Source organism: Ruminococcus sp. YE71, assembly GCF_900119155.1.
In the GTDB taxonomy this organism is placed as follows: domain Bacteria; phylum Bacillota; class Clostridia; order Oscillospirales; family Ruminococcaceae; genus YE71.
In genome coordinates this window covers 51,002-69,773 of sequence record NZ_FPIR01000012.1, presented here as the reverse complement: position 1 = coordinate 69,773, position 18,772 = coordinate 51,002, and the positions used below count along the sequence as shown (strand labels likewise).

General features: G+C 54.7%; 15 protein-coding genes and 1 other annotated feature. Of the genes, 11 read left to right on the top strand and 4 right to left on the bottom strand.

What is annotated here, in order from left to right; all coding sequences use genetic code 11:
- Window positions 1-71: 71 nt before the first annotated feature.
- The 4 genes from BT142_RS11900 to BT142_RS19880 form a co-directional block, all read right to left on the bottom strand.
- Complete coding sequence (locus BT142_RS11900) at window positions 72-2,369, bottom strand: RelA/SpoT family protein (protein ID WP_084659453.1); 2,298 nt, start codon at window positions 2,367-2,369, stop codon at window positions 72-74.
- 119 nt (window positions 2,370-2,488) lie between these two features.
- Complete coding sequence (gene recJ / locus BT142_RS11895; protein WP_072418419.1) at window positions 2,489-4,525, bottom strand: single-stranded-DNA-specific exonuclease RecJ; 2,037 nt, start codon at window positions 4,523-4,525, stop codon at window positions 2,489-2,491.
- 134 nt (window positions 4,526-4,659) lie between these two features.
- Complete coding sequence (locus BT142_RS11890; protein WP_072418418.1) at window positions 4,660-5,439, bottom strand: biotin--[acetyl-CoA-carboxylase] ligase; 780 nt, start codon at window positions 5,437-5,439, stop codon at window positions 4,660-4,662.
- Between the two features lie 55 nt (window positions 5,440-5,494).
- The gene (locus BT142_RS19880; protein WP_072418417.1) at window positions 5,495-6,208 is read right to left on the bottom strand and encodes a peptidylprolyl isomerase; all 714 of its coding nucleotides are present in this window, start codon (window positions 6,206-6,208) and stop codon (window positions 5,495-5,497) included.
- A gap of 198 nt (window positions 6,209-6,406) precedes the next feature.
- On the opposite strand from BT142_RS19880, the gene BT142_RS11880 reads away from it, so the two are divergent.
- The 11 genes from BT142_RS11880 to trpA all read left to right on the top strand — a co-directional run bounded on the left by BT142_RS11880 (window position 6,407) and on the right by trpA (window position 18,765).
- Window positions 6,407-7,651, top strand: a complete 1,245-nt coding sequence (locus tag BT142_RS11880) for a peptidylprolyl isomerase (protein ID WP_072418416.1) — start codon at window positions 6,407-6,409, stop codon at window positions 7,649-7,651.
- A 55-nt stretch (window positions 7,652-7,706) separates the two neighbouring features.
- The gene (locus BT142_RS11875) at window positions 7,707-8,450 is read left to right on the top strand and encodes a DUF8091 domain-containing protein (protein WP_072418415.1); all 744 of its coding nucleotides are present in this window, start codon (window positions 7,707-7,709) and stop codon (window positions 8,448-8,450) included.
- Between the two features lie 131 nt (window positions 8,451-8,581).
- Complete coding sequence (locus BT142_RS11870; RefSeq protein ID WP_175444939.1) at window positions 8,582-10,045, top strand: D-alanyl-D-alanine carboxypeptidase family protein; 1,464 nt, start codon at window positions 8,582-8,584, stop codon at window positions 10,043-10,045.
- An 85-nt stretch (window positions 10,046-10,130) separates the two neighbouring features.
- Window positions 10,131-10,384 (top strand) — a binding site (T-box leader).
- 51 nt (window positions 10,385-10,435) lie between these two features.
- Window positions 10,436-11,911, top strand: a complete 1,476-nt coding sequence (trpE, locus tag BT142_RS11865) for an anthranilate synthase component I (RefSeq protein ID WP_072418414.1) — start codon at window positions 10,436-10,438, stop codon at window positions 11,909-11,911.
- The gene (locus BT142_RS11860) at window positions 11,908-12,192 is read left to right on the top strand and encodes a chorismate mutase (protein WP_072418413.1); all 285 of its coding nucleotides are present in this window, start codon (window positions 11,908-11,910) and stop codon (window positions 12,190-12,192) included. Before trpE ends, BT142_RS11860 begins: the two co-directional genes overlap by 4 nt.
- 36 nt (window positions 12,193-12,228) lie before the next feature.
- On the top strand, window positions 12,229-13,308 hold the full coding sequence (trpS, locus tag BT142_RS11855; RefSeq protein WP_072418412.1) for a tryptophan--tRNA ligase: 1,080 nt from the start codon (window positions 12,229-12,231) through the stop codon (window positions 13,306-13,308).
- On the top strand, window positions 13,277-14,263 hold the full coding sequence (locus BT142_RS11850) for a hypothetical protein (RefSeq protein ID WP_139182225.1): 987 nt from the start codon (window positions 13,277-13,279) through the stop codon (window positions 14,261-14,263). The genes trpS and BT142_RS11850 overlap by 32 nt, the downstream gene beginning before the upstream one ends.
- A gap of 102 nt (window positions 14,264-14,365) precedes the next feature.
- The gene (locus tag BT142_RS11845) at window positions 14,366-16,009 is read left to right on the top strand and encodes a bifunctional anthranilate synthase component II/anthranilate phosphoribosyltransferase (protein WP_072418410.1); all 1,644 of its coding nucleotides are present in this window, start codon (window positions 14,366-14,368) and stop codon (window positions 16,007-16,009) included.
- 1 nt (window position 16,010) lies between these two features.
- Complete coding sequence (gene trpC, locus BT142_RS11840) at window positions 16,011-16,799, top strand: indole-3-glycerol phosphate synthase TrpC (protein ID WP_072418409.1); 789 nt, start codon at window positions 16,011-16,013, stop codon at window positions 16,797-16,799.
- The gene (trpB, locus tag BT142_RS11835) at window positions 16,800-17,990 is read left to right on the top strand and encodes a tryptophan synthase subunit beta (protein WP_072418408.1); all 1,191 of its coding nucleotides are present in this window, start codon (window positions 16,800-16,802) and stop codon (window positions 17,988-17,990) included.
- The gene (gene trpA / locus BT142_RS11830) at window positions 17,980-18,765 is read left to right on the top strand and encodes a tryptophan synthase subunit alpha (RefSeq protein ID WP_072418407.1); all 786 of its coding nucleotides are present in this window, start codon (window positions 17,980-17,982) and stop codon (window positions 18,763-18,765) included. The genes trpB and trpA overlap by 11 nt, the downstream gene beginning before the upstream one ends.
- Window positions 18,766-18,772 lie beyond the last annotated feature (7 nt).

Sequence of the window (18,772 nt, the reverse complement as noted above, 5' to 3'; positions counted from 1 at the left end):
TTGGTATCGGTCGTGTTCAAACGTCCATTCCAAAAACAGGACTGCCCGTCAGAGACAGTCCTGTGCGATCTTTATTTTCCGCTTCTCTCTACCGAGATAACGTTAGTTATCTTCTTGAGCTTGTTGATGACGTTGTTCAGCTGTTCCATGCCTGCTACGCTAATGGTGATAGACAGGATGGCGTTGCCGTTTTTCAGCTCGCGGGAGCTCGATTCGTAGATGTATATGTTTATCATCGCAAGTGCCGACGAAACGTCAGCCAGCAGACCTATCCTGTCCACCGCGATGATGTCGAGAGTGGTCTTGAAGTAGGTGGATTCCGACTTCATCTCCACCCAGCGGACGGGTATCCACCTCTTCGCCTGTTCGGGGTCAGCCGACTGGCTGAGGTAGTTGGTACAGTCGGTCTTGTGTACCGAGACGCCGTGACCGCGGGTGATGAAACCGATTATCTCGTCCCCCGGCAGCGGATTGCAGCACTGAGCAAACTTCACGACGCAGTCGTCGATACCGTCCACGATAACGCCCGACTTGCTCTTCACCATCTTCGGCTTGATGTCTTCCTGAGTGACCTCGGGCTTTTCCTCGCAGCGCTTTACGTATTCGAGTTTAAGGCGCTGCATCACCTTCGACAGCTGGACTCCGCCGTAGCCTATCGCCGCGAAGAAGTCCTCAAGATTGTCGCAGTTGTGGCGCTTCATATCGAGCTTGAGGAAGTCGTCCAGCTCCTCCTCGGAAACTCTGATGCCGTGCTTTCTGAACTCGCGTTCAAGAGCGTTCTTGCCCTCGAAGATGTTCTCCTCGCGGCGTTCCTTCTTGAACCAGGAGCGTATCTTGGACTTGGCTTCGTTGGTCTTTGCGATGTTCAGCCAGCTTCTCGAAGGGCCGTGGCCCTCAACATTCGTGGTGATGATCTCGATGATCTCGCCCGTCTTGATCTGGTAGTCGTAGCTGACCATCTTCTTGTCAGCCCTTGCTCCGCACATCTTGTGTCCCACCTGCGTGTGGATAGCATATGCGAAGTCGATGACCGTCGCGCCGACGGGAAGGGTTATCATGTCGCCCTTCGGGGTGAATGCGAAGACATCCTCGGGAGCGAGGTCGTTCTTGATCGCCCTGACGATCTCCTCGACGTCGTTGGACTCCTGCTGCGACTCGATGATCTGTCTGACCCATGCGATGCGGTTGTCGTCCTTGGAGTTGGTCTTTATGCCTTCCTTGTACTTCCAGTGCGCCGCGATGCCGTATTCAGCCATGCGGTGCATCTCCCACGTCCTGATCTGAACCTCGAAGGGCACGCCCTCGCGTCCGATGACTGTGGTGTGCAGCGACTGGTAGAGGTTCGGCTTCGGCGTGGAGATATAGTCCTTGAAGCGGTTGGGTATCGGGCGGAACATATCGTGGATGATACCGAGGACGTTGTAGCACTCGGGGATCGTGTTCACGATGATGCGGACAGCGTAGCGATCATAGACCTGATCGATGTCCTTGCCCTCCTTGTAGGTCTTTTTGTAGATGCCGTAGGTGGACTTGACTCTTCCGTCGATCTGCGGCATGGGTGTGAAGTTCTCACGTTCTAGGCGGTCGTGTATCTTGGTCTTTATGGTCTCCACCAGAAGTTCGCGGTCGGCGCGGCGGAGCTTCATCTGCTCCTCGATCTCCATGTAAGCGTAGGGGTCGAGGTAGAAGAACGCCAGATCCTCCATCTCGTCCTTGATGGAGCTGATACCGAGCCTTCGGGCTATCGGCGCGTAGATGTTCATCGTCTCGTGCGCGATTGTGCGGCGCTTTTCCTCGCGGCAGTATTTGAGGGTGCGCATATTATGGAGACGGTCGGAGAGCTTGATGATGATGACTCTGATGTCCTCGCTCATGGAGATGAGTATCTTGCGGATGTTCTCCGCCTTCTGCTCTTCCTTGGTAAAGATCTCGACCTTTCCCAGCTTTGTAACGCCGTTCACGAGCATAGCCACATCGCTGCCGAACTGTTTTTTCAGCTCGTCGAGGGTGCAGTCGGTATCCTCGACCACATCGTGCAGCAGGGCGGCACAGACGGTATCGGTATCCATGCCGAGCTCCAGCAGGATATACGCTACCGAAAGGGGATGAGTGATATACGGCTCGCCGCTCTCACGCTTCTGATCGTGATGATAGTGTTCGGCAAGCTCATATGCCTTGACGATCTTATCGAGATCGTACTGCTTTTCGCTGTCGAGTATCTTTCTCAGCAGAGCGTCGAACGTGATTATCTCGTCCGTGCCCGCAAGATAGTCGTTCTCGACATCCTTTTCTGGGATAGTCTGCGGCACAAGCGGCGGTGTGACCGTCTTTTCAGCCGAAACGTTTTTTTCCTTACCCTTTTCCTCCATAAAAACAAACCCTCCTTTTCAAAGCCCGACGAAAGCCGCATGAGGCGCGCGCTCCCCCGTCAGAGCTGTTGACCGTACTTTTCCTATCCTACTTCTTATATGCCTTTATTCATAACTCATCAGCCGTTCTCTTCGAGAAGGCTTCCGAGATACCTCATCGTCCTCGTCTGCTGCAAGTCTGCCTTTCCCTTGACAGGCAGCAGTTTTATCTTTCCCGACGACGGAGAGAACTCCGCCAGTCCCGCTTCGCAGAATACGTTCACCGTCAGTTTCAGCTTACAGTAATTTATCTGCGGAGAATTCATCCTCATAAAGAGGTCGTCTATATTCATCTCGCCGAGACCCGTCAGCTGCTTGTACACAACTGCCATATCGTTTCTCTGCGGTATCATCCTCCGGAGCAAGTTCTGAGGAAACTTTGCCCCGCTCATGAGCTGTTCGCAGCAGTCCTTTGCAGCGATGTATCTGTTTGTGTCCATCCCGTGTGGAATGATGTCCTTGACCTTGACCGACAGCGTTTCCCTGCCGCCGAACTCGTTGACCTCCACGCTCGCCGCGATATCGACGTGCGCACCCTGCGAGCAGAAAAGCTCGTCGGGGGGCTTCGAGAATATCAGCGCTTCCGCCCTGACGCCCTGATAGGTTATCATGAGCTTCGTGTGCTTTCCTCCCGACAGCGGATAGACCGCGTTCACGGTGCAGTCGGGCAGCAGGAACACGGGCGCGGGATTGCCGACGCCGAAGGGCTGCAACGCGTCAAGGGAGCGTATGGCTTCGATGTTCATATCCTCCCTGCCCAGCACCATATCGCACTCGGTCAGCGCACATGGCATCTGCTTCACCTGCGAAGCGTACTCCGCCACCAGCCGTCTGAACTCGGGAATATCCTCTTCCTTGAGCGAGAGACCGCCTGCGCATTCGTGGCCGCCGTACTTTTCCAGCACCGCGTGCGCGTAGGTGAAGCAGCTGTGGATATTGAAGCCCTTGAGGCTTCTCGCGCTGCCCCTTGCGTTGCCCTCGTCGTCCACGGACAGGATGACGTTCGGCTTTCCGTAGCGCTCCAGCACCCTCGACGACACGATACCGATAACGCCGTGATGCCAGTTCTTTCCCGTTATTATCAGCACCCTGCTGTCGAGCAGTTCGGGCTGCGAGTCGATGGTGCTGCATATCTCGGCGTATATCTCGGCTTCGGTCTGCCTGCGCTGTTCGTTCAGGCTCACCAGCTGTTCAACGAGCTCTGCCGATTCGTCGGGGTCCTCCGACAGCAGAGCGTTCAGGGCTATCATCGGCGACGCGAAACGTCCCGCCGCGTTTATCCTCGGCCCTATCTGAAAGCCGAGCATCCCCGAATTTATCTTGTCGCGCTTTGTCCCCGAGCGTTCGATGAGCTCGGATAGCGCGTGGTTCTCGGTATTCGCAAGATACAAAAGACCCTTGCGCACAAGGACCCTGTTCTCGCCCGTCAGCGGCACCAGGTCAGCGACCGTTCCGATGGCGCATATATCCGAATACTGTTCGATTATCGCTTCATAATCGCCGCCGTCGAGGGCTGCGCAGAGTTTCAGCGCGACTCCAACGCCCGCAAGGTCTTTGTAGGTGGACGGACAGTCCTGACGGTGGGGGTCTACGCAGGCTTCGCACCTCGGCAGTGTCTCGGGCGGCTGATGGTGGTCGGTGATAACCAGCTTCATGCCGAGAGCGTATATCTCCTCCGCTTCCTCAACGCAGGAGATGCCGTTATCCACCGTCACGATGAGTTCAACGCCGTCATCGTGCAGCTTGCGGATATTGTCGATGCACATACCGTAGCCGTCGGCACGTTCGTTGATAAAGCAGGTAACGTTCGCGCCCATGCTGAGCAGATAGCTGTAAAGTATAGCCGTCGAAGTAATGCCGTCGCAGTCGTAGTCGCCGTAGATGCATATCTTCCTGTAGGAATCTATGTACTCGTTGACGGTGTCGGCAGCCTTTTTCATATCCGCGATGATGAAAGGGTCTTCAAGACCGTCGGTGCTGAAAAAATCCGCGACCTGCTGAAAATCGCAGAACCCCCTCGCCGTCAGCAGTCTGAGTGCCAGCGGGCTGAGGTCGCACCGTTTTGCGAAGTCTCTGACGAGGGCTTCATCGGGCTTGTTTACTATCCATTTTTTCATTATTTCTTATCCGTTCCTAACTCATTTTCAAAAATGTATATATAGAAGATTATACCATACAACCCCTCTGATTTCAACACCCTGCGCCATTAATTCAGAAAGAATTAACATACAATTCCGAACGTCTGTTCGGGTCAGAGCCGTATGCTGACCTCGCCCGAACAGAGCCTTCCGCGGCTGCCGTCGGGAAGCTCGATGAGCAGCGCCGCCGAGTCGTCGATACCGACTGCGCGGCAGGGATATTCACCCTGAGCGGTCACGGCGGTCAGCTCCCTTCCGATAAGCATCGAGCGTTCGCGGTACTCGCTGACATCGGTGAAATTTCCGTCGGAATAGAGCTTAAAAAGCTCCGCCGCCAGTGCCGCCGCGAAGCGCTCCTCGAAGCCTTCGGGGGCTTCGCCGTCGTATAGTGCACCTGCCCTGTCGGCGATCTCTGGCGGGAAACCGCCCTTCGGATGCGCAAGGTTCACGCCGATGCCTGCCACCGTCCATTCCGTCAGCCCGTGTTCGATGGCGCTCTCGCAGAGGATGCCGCAGACCTTGCGGTCACCCACATAAACGTCGTTTACCCACTTTATCTTCGCGGTCAGGTCGGTAGTCTTTTCGACAGCGCGGCAGACCGCCACCGCAGCCGCCGTCGTGAAGAAAAGCGACTGCTCGGGGGGCGTTTTCGGACGTATCAGCACTGACATATACACGCCGCTGTCGGGCGAGAAAAAGCTCCTGCCGAGCCTTCCCCTGCCTGCGGTCTGGCGGCGTGCTATGAGCAGATACCCGTCCCTGTCGGTCTCCGCCGCGAGCTTTTTGAGCACATTGTTGGTCGAGTCGGTCTCGCAGATGACATCGATATCGTAGCCACAGCCCATCTCGGCAGCGAGTGTACGTATCCGCTCCGCGTCAAACTCTTTCGGCATAAATTCACTTCCCCTAAAAAATCGAGAGCGGCACATACCGCTCCCGTTGTTGTTATCAATCAATGACAGTAGCCTTAGTTATCACGATAGGCTTTGTGGGCGAAGACGGATAGCCGTCAGAACCCGTAACGCGCTCTACATCGAGGAACTTGTCAACTACCTCCATGCCCTCGGTGACCTCACCGAATGCCGCGTACATACCGTCGAGAGAACCCGAACAGTCGTCATAGCAGATGAAGAACTGGCTGGACGCACTGTCCATGTCGTAGCCGCCTCTTGCCATAGACACAACGCCGCGGGTGTGGCTGAGACCGTTCTCGACGCCGTTTGCAGCAAATTCGCCCTTGATGTTGCGGTCAGAACCGCCCATACCTGTGCCCTCGGGGTCGCCGCCCTGCGCCATGAAGCCGTCGATGACGCGGTGGAAGGTCAGACCGTCATAGAATCCCGACTCGACGAGCTTCTGGAAATTCTGACAGGTTATCGGGGCATACTCGGGGTGGGTGGTTATCACGAAGCTGCCCACCGACTCGCCGTCGATGGTGATGTCGAACTGACACTTCACGCTCTGAACCTCGCCGTCTACCTGAGTGATGACTCCGCTCTCATCTTCGCCGCCCTCGCTGCTGAACTCGAACTTCGAGCTTGAACCCGAGTTATCCTCGTCGGCAGAATGAGCCTTCTGATTCTTGTCGGCACAGCCCGACATAACAGCGCAGATCACAGCCGCAGCTGTCGTGAGTAATGTTATACGTCTTAACAGTTTCATACTTTTTCACCTTTCAAAAAAAATAATAATTTTTCGGTAAGACTTATTATATCACACACCAAAAGAATTGTCAAGCACCGCGGAAATAACGCAGATACGCCGCAGGATTAAAAAATTCAGATTATCGTCATTAAATAAACACATTAATAAAATATAATGAGTACTATGATTATTTAAAACCGAAAGGATATTCAGGATATGATAAAGAAGTTCACTGCGCTCTTTGCGGCGCTCGTAATCACTGCTTCGGCTTTCTGCGGCTGCTCCAAGAGCGACAGCAAGGACTCCTCGTCCACATCTTCGGGAAGCGGCGCGACGACCTCGTCCGAAAGCAAGGCTGAGTCTGCTGCCGAGAGCACTGCCGACGCCCAGAACGTTCCCACGGCTTCCCTCACCATCGACGGCGAGAAGGTCGATACCACCGACCTCGTGATGCTGACCGTTGACGGCAGAGATGTCAGCTTCGACGAATTCAGATACTATTACTTCACCGCTGTTCAGCAGCTGAGCCAGACATACGGCACTTCCCTCGAAAGCCTCGCCGCTACCGAGGACGGCTTCAAGACCCTGATGGAGCGCGTGATAAACAACATCAAGCAGGACTACGTTACATACAAGGTCTGCGCGGATAACGGCATCACCCTCACTGACGAGGACAACGCCGCCAACGAGGAATCCTACAACTCCTACAAGTCCAACGCAGGCAGCGATGAGAAATTCGCAGAGGCGCTGGCTTCCGCTTACATGACCGACGAGGTGTTCCGCAACAGGATCGCGCTTGCGTCTCTTTATGTCAAGGCAGAGGATCAGCTGTTCACCAACGAAGGCAAGTTCGCTACAGGCAAGGAAGAGTTCAGGACCATCGTTCAGGACCCCGAACAGTACGCCTGTGTACGTTCCATACTCATCCCCTACTGCTGCAAGGCAGAGATAACCGACGAAAGCGTTTCTTCGGCGTTCGACACCTACGACCTCAACGGCAAGTATCAGGCTAAGTCCTCCGCTTACGAGGCGCTCAGCGAGGATGAGAAGAACAAGGTCAAGGAGCAGACCAAGAAGCTCGCAGACGATGTTCTCGCAAAGATCCAGAAGGGTGAGGACTTTGAGAAGATGCTCAGCGAATACGGCTGGGATCCGGGTATGGAGTCCAACACTCAGGGCTACTACATGAACCACAACACCAGCTTCGTTCAGGAATTCCTCGACGCGTCCTTCGCACTTAAAGAGGGCGAGGTAAGCTCGCTTGTTGAGAATTCGAGCTACGGCTGGTTCATCATCAAGAGAATGCCCATCGACATGGATTACGTTGAGGAGAACATCGACTCGATGATAATCGAGTACGATACCCCCAACATCGAGAAGCTGTACATCGACACCATGGAGAAGATGGACGTCAAGTACTCCGACTACTACAACAAGCTGGACATCAACAGCATAACCTGATAACACAAGTACCCGAATAAGCCGCTTATTCGGGTATTTTTATGGGACAAAGAAAATGATAGACACCGAAAGATTTGAAAGAGCCTGCTCGGAAGTGACGAAGGAAGAACACGAACGCTCGGGCATCGGCGTGCTCAACGAAAAGACGCTCCATGCTGTCCTGAAACGTTACTATGAGCCCGATACCGACCGCCACGAGATACCCGTCGGCAGGTACGTGGCGGACATCATCGGCGAGGACGGCATCATCGAGATACAGACGGGCAGCTTCACGCCCCTCCGCCCGAAGCTCGAACTCCTGCTGGACTTCGCGGACGTGACCGTCGTTTATCCGATGGCGGCTGTCAAATACATCAGCTGGATAGACCCCGACACGGGCGAGATGTCCGCGCCGAGAAAGTCACCGAAACGCATGAAGCCCATCGACGCTTTCTATCAGCTGATAAGGATAATGTACACCCTCGACAATCCGCGGTTCCATCTGCGGCTGGTCATGCTTGAACTGTACGAACAGCGGCTGCTCAACGGCTGGTCGAAGGACAAAAAACGCGGTTCCCGCCGACAGGACAGGCAGCCCGCGAAACTGCTCGACGAGATTTGCATCGACTGCCCCGAGGATTTCGATATGTTCATCCCCGAGGGGCTTGAGGAACGCTTCACGATAAAGGAATTCGCCAAAGCCGCAAAAGTTCCCTACGACCTCGCACAGCGCACGATAAAGGTGCTCTGCTACCTCGAAAGGCTCGCCCTCGTGGGCAAAAGAGACAGGGAGAACCTATACTCGGCAAAGAAAAGCTGACGGACGGCAGGGATTTTTGTGTACAATTTTTCGGCTAAATGGGTTGATTTTTTCTTTTGGGTATGCTATAATAAAATTTGCACCCCGGTCTGACAAGGCGCGGGCAAAACAAAATGATAAGGGAAAACAGCATGAACATAAAGAAACAACTCCGCAGAGTGACAGCCTCATTCCTCGCGGCTGCCATGCTTGCCGTCAGCTTCGGCTCGGTGACGGCAGATGCGTTCAACTTCACCCCCGTGAAGGTCGAGAAGGACGAGAACGACAACTACATTAAGCTCGAACTGCGCTCCGAGTCGGTATATATGCTGAACATGGACACGGGCGAGGTGCTCATCGACATCGACAGCACCAAACAGCGCGTGCCTGCTTCGCTGACAAAGATAATGACCGCCATCGTGCTGCTCGACGAGTTCGGCGGCGACGAGAGCAAGCTCAAAAGCACAAAATACTCGGCAGGCACCGAAGCCTTCGACGACATCTACGGCACGGGCGCTTCCACCGCCGACATCTACCCCGACGAAGAGGTCACCTGCTACGACCTGCTGGCGGCGCTCATGATACCTTCCGCCTGCGAAGCCGCAAACATCATCGCTTTCGGTATGTGCGGCTCGGTGGACGCATTCGCGGACAAGATGAACGCTAAGGCGGCGGAGCTCGGCATGACCGACAGCCACTTCTCCAACGCACACGGTCTTTCGGGCGACAATAACTACACCACCTGTCAGGACCTTGCAAAGGCCTGCACATACGCCATCGAGACTTACCCCGTGTTCAAGGACATAGTCTGCATGAACGACTACACCATGTCCGCCACGAGCGTTCACCCCGACGGCACTTACATCTACAACACCAACTATATGCTCAACCCCGATTCGGCGTACTTCTACTCCTATTGCAGAGGTATCAAGACGGGTACCCTCGACCTTGCGGGAAGATGCCTTGCCTCCTATTCGGTCAACGACGGCAGCAGATACCTCATCATCTCCATGGGCGCACCACTCAACAAGCTGGATGAGGATTACCAGAAAGGCTACGACAACCCGGGCTCGGTATACGCCTACGACACCGTTTACTACAACCTCGTTGACCATATCAACCTCTATCAGTGGGCTTACAGCTACGTCAGCAGCCGACAGATAGTCAACAAGAACAGCGAGGTCGGCGAGGCGAAGATAGAGTACGGCGAAAACGGGAGGGATTACGTCACCCTCAAACCCGAGGAGGATTTCTCCATTGAGCTGCCCGTTTACGTCGAGGACAAAGAGATAGAACGCAGCATCGAGATCTTCGACAACGTCATCGCTCCCGTCAAGAAGGGCGACAAACTCGGTGAGATAACCATCAGCTACGAGAACGAAGAGGTGGCGAAGATCCCCCTCATCGCGACTGATACGGTCGAGCGCTCAAAGCCCGCCGAGAGGATAGCCGTTGCGAAGTCCTTCAAGCACAGCACACAGTTCAAGGCGGCGCTTTTCACCGTTATTATGTTCACCGTTATATTCGTGACAGCGCATATCGTAAAGATGCAGAGACGCTATATGAAGCGTATGCAGCGCCCCGCACCCGAACAGACGCGCAGACGCGGGGAATGAAATTTACAGTTCATTCGTTTTATTTGCGTTAATTGTTAATATATTGACTGTATAATGTCATATAGAGTTTTAAACCGAATACAGTTCAAATCCTATGAGCAGAAGTAAGTAACCCCTGCGGATGTTTTCAGAGAGTATGCGGTCGGTGTGAGCATACAGCGGAGGCTTGGGCGAATGGATCTGTGAGGAGCATCGTTAAACACCCCTGTGGTGAAGTACCGATCGCCGCGTTTCCTGCGTTAGTGTGACAGGGTATTTCCCTTTTGTGTAAGGGCGTACCTGCTGAGGCGGCTTCATGCCGTGAATTTGGGTGGCACCACGATAGCAATCGTCCCATAGCAGAATAATATCTGCTATGGGGCTTTTTTATTTTCCAAGGAGGTCGAATTTATGCTATACCCCACTAAAGAAGAAGTGAGAGAGCTGCTCCGCGAGTACAAGAACGTACCTACTTTCTACGAGCTGCTGATGGATCATTTCACCCCGATACACCTTTTCAATGCACTGCACGCAGCATATGAAAACTGCTTCATCCTCGAATCGGTGGATAACAAGGATCAGTGGGGACGCTGGTCGTACATCGGTATCCAGCCGAAACAGCGCATAACTCTCGACAAGCACGTTGCGGCTGTTGAAGAGCTTTCGGGCGAGCGCGAGGTCACTCAGTGCGACGACCCCATCGCTTTCTTCAACAACATCATCGAAAAGAACCGCGCACCGAAGTTCCCCGACAGACCTAAGCTCACGGGCGGTCTGATGGGATACTTCTCCTACGATATGGTGAGATACTTTGAGAAGAAGCTCACCAACGTTCCGAACGACGACCTCGGTCTTCCCGACGCGGAACTGTTCAACTACGACAAGCTGGTGGCTTACGACCACCTCAGCAACAAGGCGATAATCATCCTGAACATCTCGGCTGACGACGATCTTGACAAGAAGTACGCCGAGTGTGAGGAAAAAGTCGGCGAGATAATCGGAGTGCTGAAGAACTACGTTCACAAGCCTACCGAGGAAAAGCCTGACGTCAAGGTCTCGGAAGTCAAGTCCAATATCTCCAAGGAACAGTACATGGCTAACGTAAGAAAGGCCAAGGAGTATATCGTCAACGGCGATATCTTCCAGGTAGTTCCTTCACAGAGATTCGAGATCGACAATCCCCCCGACAGCTTCGACGTTTACAGAATGCTCCGCACCACCAATCCTTCGCCGTATCTGTTCTATTTCAGCTGTCTTGACTACGCTTACGCAGGCGCTTCGCCCGAGATGCTGGTCTCGGTAAACGACGGCACCATCGTGAACCGCCCCATCGCAGGCACCATCAAGCGCGGCAGGACAAACGACGAGGATCTCGCAAACGAGCGTCAGCTGGTCAACGACCCCAAGGAACGCGCAGAACACATGATGCTCGTTGACCTCGGCAGAAACGATGTCGGCAAGGTATCGGAGTTCGGCAGCGTTGAAGTTCCCGATCTTATGACGGTGGAGCGCTACTCAAAGGTAATGCACCTTGTTTCCAGCGTCAGGGGCAAGCTCGCAGAGGACAAGAAGCCGATGGACGCGCTGATGGCTGTCCTCCCCGCAGGTACCCTCTCGGGTGCGCCGAAGGTAAGAGCGATGGAGATCATCGACGAGCTGGAGACCACCAAGAGATGCCTCTACGGCGGAACGGTCGGCTACCTCGCATTCGACGGCAGCATCGACACCTGCATCGCGATCCGCACGGTGCTCTTCCGCAACGGCAAGGCATACGTTCAGGCAGGCGGCGGCGTTGTGCTCGATTCCGACCCCGAGAAGGAGTTTGAGGAGAGCGTCAACAAGGCGATGGCAGTAGTCAACGCAGTCAAGGAAGCGGCAAAGCTGTGATCTGCAAGGATCTGAATGAAGTCCGCGCCAACATCGACCGCATCGACAGCGAGATGATAAAGCTGATTGCCGAACGCGGGAGCTATGTTTCGCAGGCGGCGGCGTTCAAGAAAGATGAGGACGGCGTCCGCGACAGCAGCCGCGTCGAGAAAGTCATCGAAAAGGTAAGGCGCAAGGCCGAAGAATGCGGCGCAGACCCCGATATGGTCGAGGCTCTCTACCGTGAAATGATCGGCAGATTCATCAAAAAAGAGATGGATGAATTCAAAAAAGAACAATAATTATTTCTATAATGAATCGTAAGGAGTAATATACCAATGGCAGAAAACAACATCATCTTAACAGGCGACCGTCCTACAGGTTCGCTGCACTTAGGTCACTACGTGGGCTCCCTCAGCACAAGAGTGAAGCTCCAGAACACGGGCAAATATCAGCCCTTCGTAATGATCGCAGACTTACAGGCTCTCACCGACAACGCCGAGAACCCTGCAAAGATCAGAGAGAACCTGCTCGAAGTAACTCTTGACTACCTCGCAGTCGGACTCGACCCTGCTAAGACCACCATCTTCGTTCAGTCCCACATCCCCGCTCTCACCGAGCTGCCGATGTACTACTCGAACCTCGTTACCATGTCGAGACTGGAGCGCAACCCCACCATCAAGTCCGAGATCAAGATGCGTAACTTCGAGCGCAGCATCCCCGTAGGCTTCATGACCTACCCCATCAGCCAGGCTGCCGACATCACCGCTTTCAGAGCAAAGTACGTCCCCGTGGGCGAGGATCAGCTCCCGATGCTGGAGCAGGCACGCGAGATCGTGAACAGCTTCAACCGCATCTACAAGTGCGACATCCTCGTTGAGCCGCAGGCTATCCTTCCCGAGAACTCCGCCTGCAACAGACTCGTGGGCACCGACGGCGGCACCAAGATGTCCAAGTCGCTCGGCAACTGCATCTACCTCAAAGACGATGAAAAGACCCTCAAGCAGAAGATCATGGGAATGTATACCGACCCGACGCACATCAACGTCAGCGACCCGGGCCACACCGAGGGCAATCCCGTGTTCATCTACCTTGAGGCATTCTCCACCGAGGAGCATTTTGCGGAGTACTTCCCCGACTACAAGAACCTCGCTGAGATGAAGGAGCACTACGAGCGCGGCGGACTCGGCGACATGAAGTGCAAAAAGTTCCTCAACAGCGTTATGCAGGAGATGCTCAAACCTATCCGCGAGCGCCGCGAGGAGTTCGCAAAGGACAAGGGCGAGCTGCTCAACATCCTCAGAAAGGGTACTGACAGGGCGATCGAAGTATCGAACGAGACGCTTTCGCTGGTGAGAAACGCTATCGGAACCGATTACTTCAACGATGCGGAATTCATCGAAAAGTACGCGAAGTAAACAAAAATCCGACCCGAAAACGACCGCTGAGGTATGGTTCGTTATCTGCGTGTGGTTCGGAACGATGATACTGTTTGACTGGCTGTTAGAGAAAAATTATCCCGACACCGCGATCGGTCATGAGGGACTTCGGCAGGTAACGGAATATCTTGAAAAATGGCTCGCATTTATGCTCATAAAACCGCTTTTATGGGCAGGTGCGGTGCTTCTGGCAGGCTGGTTCGACAACTGGTTTGAAAACCGCCATGAAAAGATCAGGCCTAAGTTCAGACCCGTGTTCAGCAAATATCTTGCGGTCATAGCGGCAGTAACAGCGCTGTTTATCACTACCGGGGTATCCCGCTTTGATTTGCAGGCAGAAAAGAACGGCTACAAAGGACTTAAAATAATGAAGGCGGTGTCGCTGCTTGCCGACTGTCAGCATGATCTGGAGGAACAGCAGACAGCATCGGCGAAGATAACCCTCGGCAAGATCAGCATGAACACCTACCGGGTCACCTCGGGCGGCAGAGGCGGAAGGTCAGTTTACACCGCAGAGTACGCCATCTGCGACACTGACGGCGTTACCGTTTCGCAGATCTCAAAGAACGACAGAAACCGCATGAAAGACAGCTTCTGCGGATACCTGACCCACGATGTCGAGCAGTTCGTCCACAGCGGATTCATCGCTTCGATAGACGGACTTGAGAGCGATATCCCCGACGACCACGAACAGATGTTCACTATCGAGTACAGAAGTGAAAAGAAGTTCCGCAAGATCGTCCGAAACACTCAGCCCTTCGAGGGGGAACTGAAAAATCTTACTCTCGTCTGTATTTACGACGGGAAAAGGATCAGCGAGATACTTGCGGCAGAAACCGAATTACCCAACACGACCTATGAGGGCGCCGAATACTTCCTCGAAGCGTTCATAGACGGAAAATTAACGAGGGTCAGCAACATATTGATAATTTAATACAGGGAAAGGCAGTGTTTTTCGGCACTGCTCCACCCCGTGACTTTATCCGTTTAAAAGGTAAAAATTGTAAATAACCACAACTTTAAAGGAGTGATATTTGTGATACTGCTTATTGACAACTACGACAGCTTCACATACAACCTCTATCAGGCGATAGGCGTAATGAACAAGGACATCAAGGTAGTCCGCAACGACGAGATCACCATCGACGAGATTGAAAAGCTCGCCCCCGAAGCGATCATCGTTTCGCCGGGTCCCTGCTACCCTGCGCAGGCAGGCATCTCGGTGGAGGCTATCAGACATTTCAGCGGCAAGATCCCGATACTCGGCATCTGCCTCGGTCATCAGTCTATCGCGGAAGCCTTCGGCGGAAAGATCATCCGCGCAGACGACCCGCTCCACGGCAAGCAGACTTCCGTTTTCATCGACAACACCACGGCGCTGTTCGAGGGTCTCACTTCCTCGATAAACGTTGCAAGATATCACTCGCTGGTGGTCGATACCGAGACCCTGCCCGACTGCCTTGAGGTCATCGCAAAGGACCTGAACGACGGCGCAGTAATGGCTCTCAGACACCGCGAGCACAAGACCTACGGCTTGCAGTTCCACCCCGAGTCGATACTCACTCCCGTGGGTTCGCAGATACTCGCGAACTTCCTGAAAGAGGCAGGCATCAGCTTCAAGCCCCAGCCCGGCACAGAGCTTCCCGACGCACAGAAGGTCGAGCTCAAGCCCCTCATCGCGAAGGTCGTTGAGGGTCAGCACCTCACCCGCGAAGAGGCTCAGAGAGCTGTTGACATCATCATGAGCGGACGCGCTACTCCCGCTCAGACCGCCTGCCTGCTCACCGCCATGAGAATGAACGTTGAGACTCCCGACGAGATCACAGGATGCGCTCTCGGTATGCGCGGCAAGATGACCACCGTTCCTCACGAGCGCGAAGTGCTCGAAATAGTCGGCACAGGCGGCGACCTTGCAAGCAGCTTCAACATCTCGACCACATCGGCGTTCGTTATCTCGGCACTGGGTCAGGCTGTTGCAAAGCACGGCAACAGAAGCGTTTCCTCCAAGAGCGGCGCGGCTGACGTGCTCGAATCCCTCGGCGTGAAGATCGCCACTACTCCCGAACAGGCTTCCGCCTGCATCGAGGAAGTGGGCATGACCTTCCTGTTCGCACAGAGCTACCACAAGGCTATGCGTTTCGTGGGACCCGTCCGCGGTCAGATAGGCGCGAGAACGGTGTTCAATATCTTAGGACCGCTCACCAACCCTGCGGCTGCCGAGTACAACATCATCGGCGTTTACGAGGAGAGACTGCTTGACATCGTGGCAAACGTTCTGAAAAACCTCGGCGTAAAGCACAGCCTTGTAGTATACGGCACCGATAAGCTGGACGAGTTCTCCATCTCCGCTCCGACAGCTGTCCGCGAGATCTGCGAGAACGGCAAGATACTCTCCTACGAAGTAACTCCCGAGTCGGTAGGTCTGAAGCGCGGCAAGAAAGAGGATATCGTGGGCGGCAACGCTGACGAAAACGCGGCTATCACCCTCGGCATCCTGAAGGGCGAGATAACCGATGCCAAGCGCGACATCGTACTGCTCAACTCGGGCGCAGCACTTTACGTTTCGGGCAAGGCTGCTTCCATCGAAGAGGGCGTGAAGCTGGCACAGTCGGCTATCGACAGCGGCGCGGCACTCAGACAGGTCGAGAAGCTGGTCGAGTTCACCAACAGAGGACAGTAAGATGATACTCGACGATATTATCGCATACAGAAAAAAACAGCTGGAGCGCGAGACCGAAAAGTGCCCCCTGAACGAGATGCGCCGACGCGCAGAGATACAGCTCTGCGACCGTGTGCCGCTCTCGCTCGCGGATGCGCTCCGCGGCGACAGGCTCGCCTGCATCTGCGAGGTCAAGAAAGCCTCGCCGTCGAAGGGTCTTATCCGACCCGATTTCCGCCCCGTGGACTTCGCGAAGGAGTACGAGGCGGCAGGCGCGAACGCCATCAGCTGCCTGACCGAGGAGCACTACTTTCAGGGCTCGTCGGAGTACCTGGCGGCGATACGCAAGGCGGTGAACATCCCGATACTCCGCAAGGATTTTATCTTCGACGAGTATCAGCTCTTTGAAGCGGCGGCGATAGGCGCGGACGCAGTACTGCTGATAGCCGCGGTACTGGACGAAAATGAATTCAGCGACCTTTACAGGCTCGCAAAAAAACTCGGGCTGAGCGTGCTCGGCGAGATGCACACGGTCGAAGAGATGCAGAGATACGCCATCGACCGCCCCGAAATGGTGGTGGGCGTGAACAACCGCAACTTAAAGACCTTCGAGGTAGACCTCGCGACCGTCGAGAAGGTGAAGCCATACGCTCCCGAGGGGACGGTGTTCGTCTCCGAGAGCGGAATAAAGACCAACGACGACATGAAGCGCGTGCGCTCACTGGGCGCCGACGCGGTGCTCATCGGCGAAACGCTCATGAGAGCCGACAGCATAACAAACGAACTTAACAGACTGAGAGAGGGAGTTTAAATGGAAAAGATCGGAAGATTCGGTCAGTACGGCGGACAGTACGTCCCCGAGACCGTTATGACAGCCGTTCACGAGCTTGAAGCGGCTTACGAAAAATACAAGGACGACCCGACATTCATCGAGGAGCTGAAAACGCTCTACCGCGACTACGCAGGCAGACCTTCGATGCTCTACTACGCCGAGAAGATGTCGAAAGACTTAGGCGGCGCGAAGATCTACATCAAGCGCGAGGATCTTAACCACACGGGTTCCCACAAGATCAACAACGTGCTCGGTCAGATACTTCTCGCGAAGAAGATGGGCAAGAAGCGCATCATCGCCGAGACGGGCGCAGGTCAGCACGGCGTTGCGACCGCGACCGTATGCGCTCTCTTCGGGCTTGAGTGCGAGGTATACATGGGCGCTGAGGACTGCAAGCGTCAGTCGCTGAACGTTTACCGCATGAACCTGCTGGGCGCGAAGGTCACGCCAGTCAGCAGCGGCACTTCGACCCTCAAGGACGCTATCAACGAAGCTATGCGCGACTGGGTGTCGAACATCGAGACCACATTCTACTGCATCGGTTCGGTAATGGGACCGCATCCCTACCCGACTATGGTGCGCGATTTCCAGAAGATAATCTCGCAGGAGATAAAGGAAGAACTGCTCGAACGTGAGGGAAAGCTCCCCGACTGCGTTGTTGCGTGCGTCGGCGGCGGCTCGAATGCTATGGGCGCCTTCTACAACTTCATCGAGGACAAGAGCGTTCGTCTCGTGGGCGCTGAGGCGGCAGGCAGAGGCATCTCCACCCCCGACACCGCGGCTACGATGGCGCTGGGCTCGGTGGGCATCTTCCACGGCATGAAGTCGCTGTTCTTACAGGACGAGTACGGTCAGATAGCTCCCGTTTACTCGATCTCGGCAGGCCTCGATTATCCCGGTGTAGGCCCCGAGCACACCTACCTGCACGACACGGGCAGAGCCGATTATGTCCCCGTTACCGACGAGGAAGCGGTATGCGCATTCGAGTACCTTTCCAAGACCGAGGGCATCATCCCTGCGATAGAGTCCTCACACGCAGTTGCGGCGGCACTCAAGATCGCACCGACCATGAGCAAAGACCAGATACTTGTCATCAACCTTTCGGGACGCGGTGACAAGGACGTTTATTCGATAGCAAGATACAGGGGGGTAGATGTAGTTGAAGAATAGGATAGACAGCTGCTTCGAGCAGCTCAAAGCAAAGGGCGAGAAGGCGCTCATCACATTCGTGACGGCAGGCGACCCCGACCTTGAAACGACTGAAAAAATTGTGCTCGAAATGTACGACAAGGGCGCAGACATCATCGAGCTGGGTGTTCCCTTCTCCGACCCGATCGCCGAAGGCCACACCATACAGAAAGCGTCGCTCCGTTCGCTGAACAACGGCACGACCCTCGACAAGATATTCGACACGGTAACGAACATCCGCACAAAAACCGACAAGCCGCTCCTGCTGATGATGTACATCAACACGATATTCAAGTACGGCACGGAGCGTTTCTTCAAGGGCTGCAAGGAGCGCGGCATCGACGGCGTTATCGTGCCCGACCTGCCCTTCGAGGAGCGTGACGAGATAAGCGATACCGCCGATGAGTACGGCATCTATGTGATAAACCTTGTTGCGCCGACCTCCGCCGACAGAGTCAGCATGATTGCGAAGGAGTCGAAGGGCTTCCTGTACGTTGTCTCCTCGCTGGGCGTTACGGGAACCCGCAAGGACATCACCACCGATTTCGGAACGCTGCTCGCTCCCCTCAAGGACTGTGACGTTCCCTACTGCATCGGATTCGGTATCTCGAACTCCGAAATGGCAGCGAAGATGTCGAAGTTTGCCGACGGCGTTATCGTGGGCAGCGCGATAGTGAACAAGATAGCCGAAAACGGCAAGGATTCGCCCGAGCCTGTCGGAAAATTCGTGGCAGAGCTTAAAGCTCCGCTCAGATAAGCATAAA

Bases quoted from the DNA above. Each gene is read 5' to 3' on its own strand.
- BT142_RS11890 (WP_072418418.1), bottom strand. From the start codon at position 5,439: ATGCCGAAAGAGTTTGACGCGGAGCGGATACGTACACTCGCTGCCGAG.
- BT142_RS19880 (WP_072418417.1), bottom strand. From the start codon at position 6,208: ATGAAACTGTTAAGACGTATAACATTACTCACGACAGCTGCGGCTGTG.
- trpB (WP_072418408.1), top strand. From the start codon at position 16,800: ATGGAAAAGATCGGAAGATTCGGTCAGTACGGCGGACAGTACGTCCCC.
- trpS (WP_072418412.1), top strand. From the start codon at position 12,229: ATGGCAGAAAACAACATCATCTTAACAGGCGACCGTCCTACAGGTTCG.
- trpC (WP_072418409.1), top strand. From the start codon at position 16,011: ATGATACTCGACGATATTATCGCATACAGAAAAAAACAGCTGGAGCGC.
- BT142_RS11870 (WP_175444939.1), top strand. From the start codon at position 8,582: ATGAACATAAAGAAACAACTCCGCAGAGTGACAGCCTCATTCCTCGCG.
- BT142_RS11850 (WP_139182225.1), top strand. From the start codon at position 13,277: ATGCGGAATTCATCGAAAAGTACGCGAAGTAAACAAAAATCCGACCCG.
- BT142_RS11880 (WP_072418416.1), top strand. From the start codon at position 6,407: ATGATAAAGAAGTTCACTGCGCTCTTTGCGGCGCTCGTAATCACTGCT.
- trpE (WP_072418414.1), top strand. From the start codon at position 10,436: ATGCTATACCCCACTAAAGAAGAAGTGAGAGAGCTGCTCCGCGAGTAC.
- BT142_RS11875 (WP_072418415.1), top strand. From the start codon at position 7,707: ATGATAGACACCGAAAGATTTGAAAGAGCCTGCTCGGAAGTGACGAAG.
- BT142_RS11900 (WP_084659453.1), bottom strand. From the start codon at position 2,369: ATGGAGGAAAAGGGTAAGGAAAAAAACGTTTCGGCTGAAAAGACGGTC.
- recJ (WP_072418419.1), bottom strand. From the start codon at position 4,525: ATGAAAAAATGGATAGTAAACAAGCCCGATGAAGCCCTCGTCAGAGAC.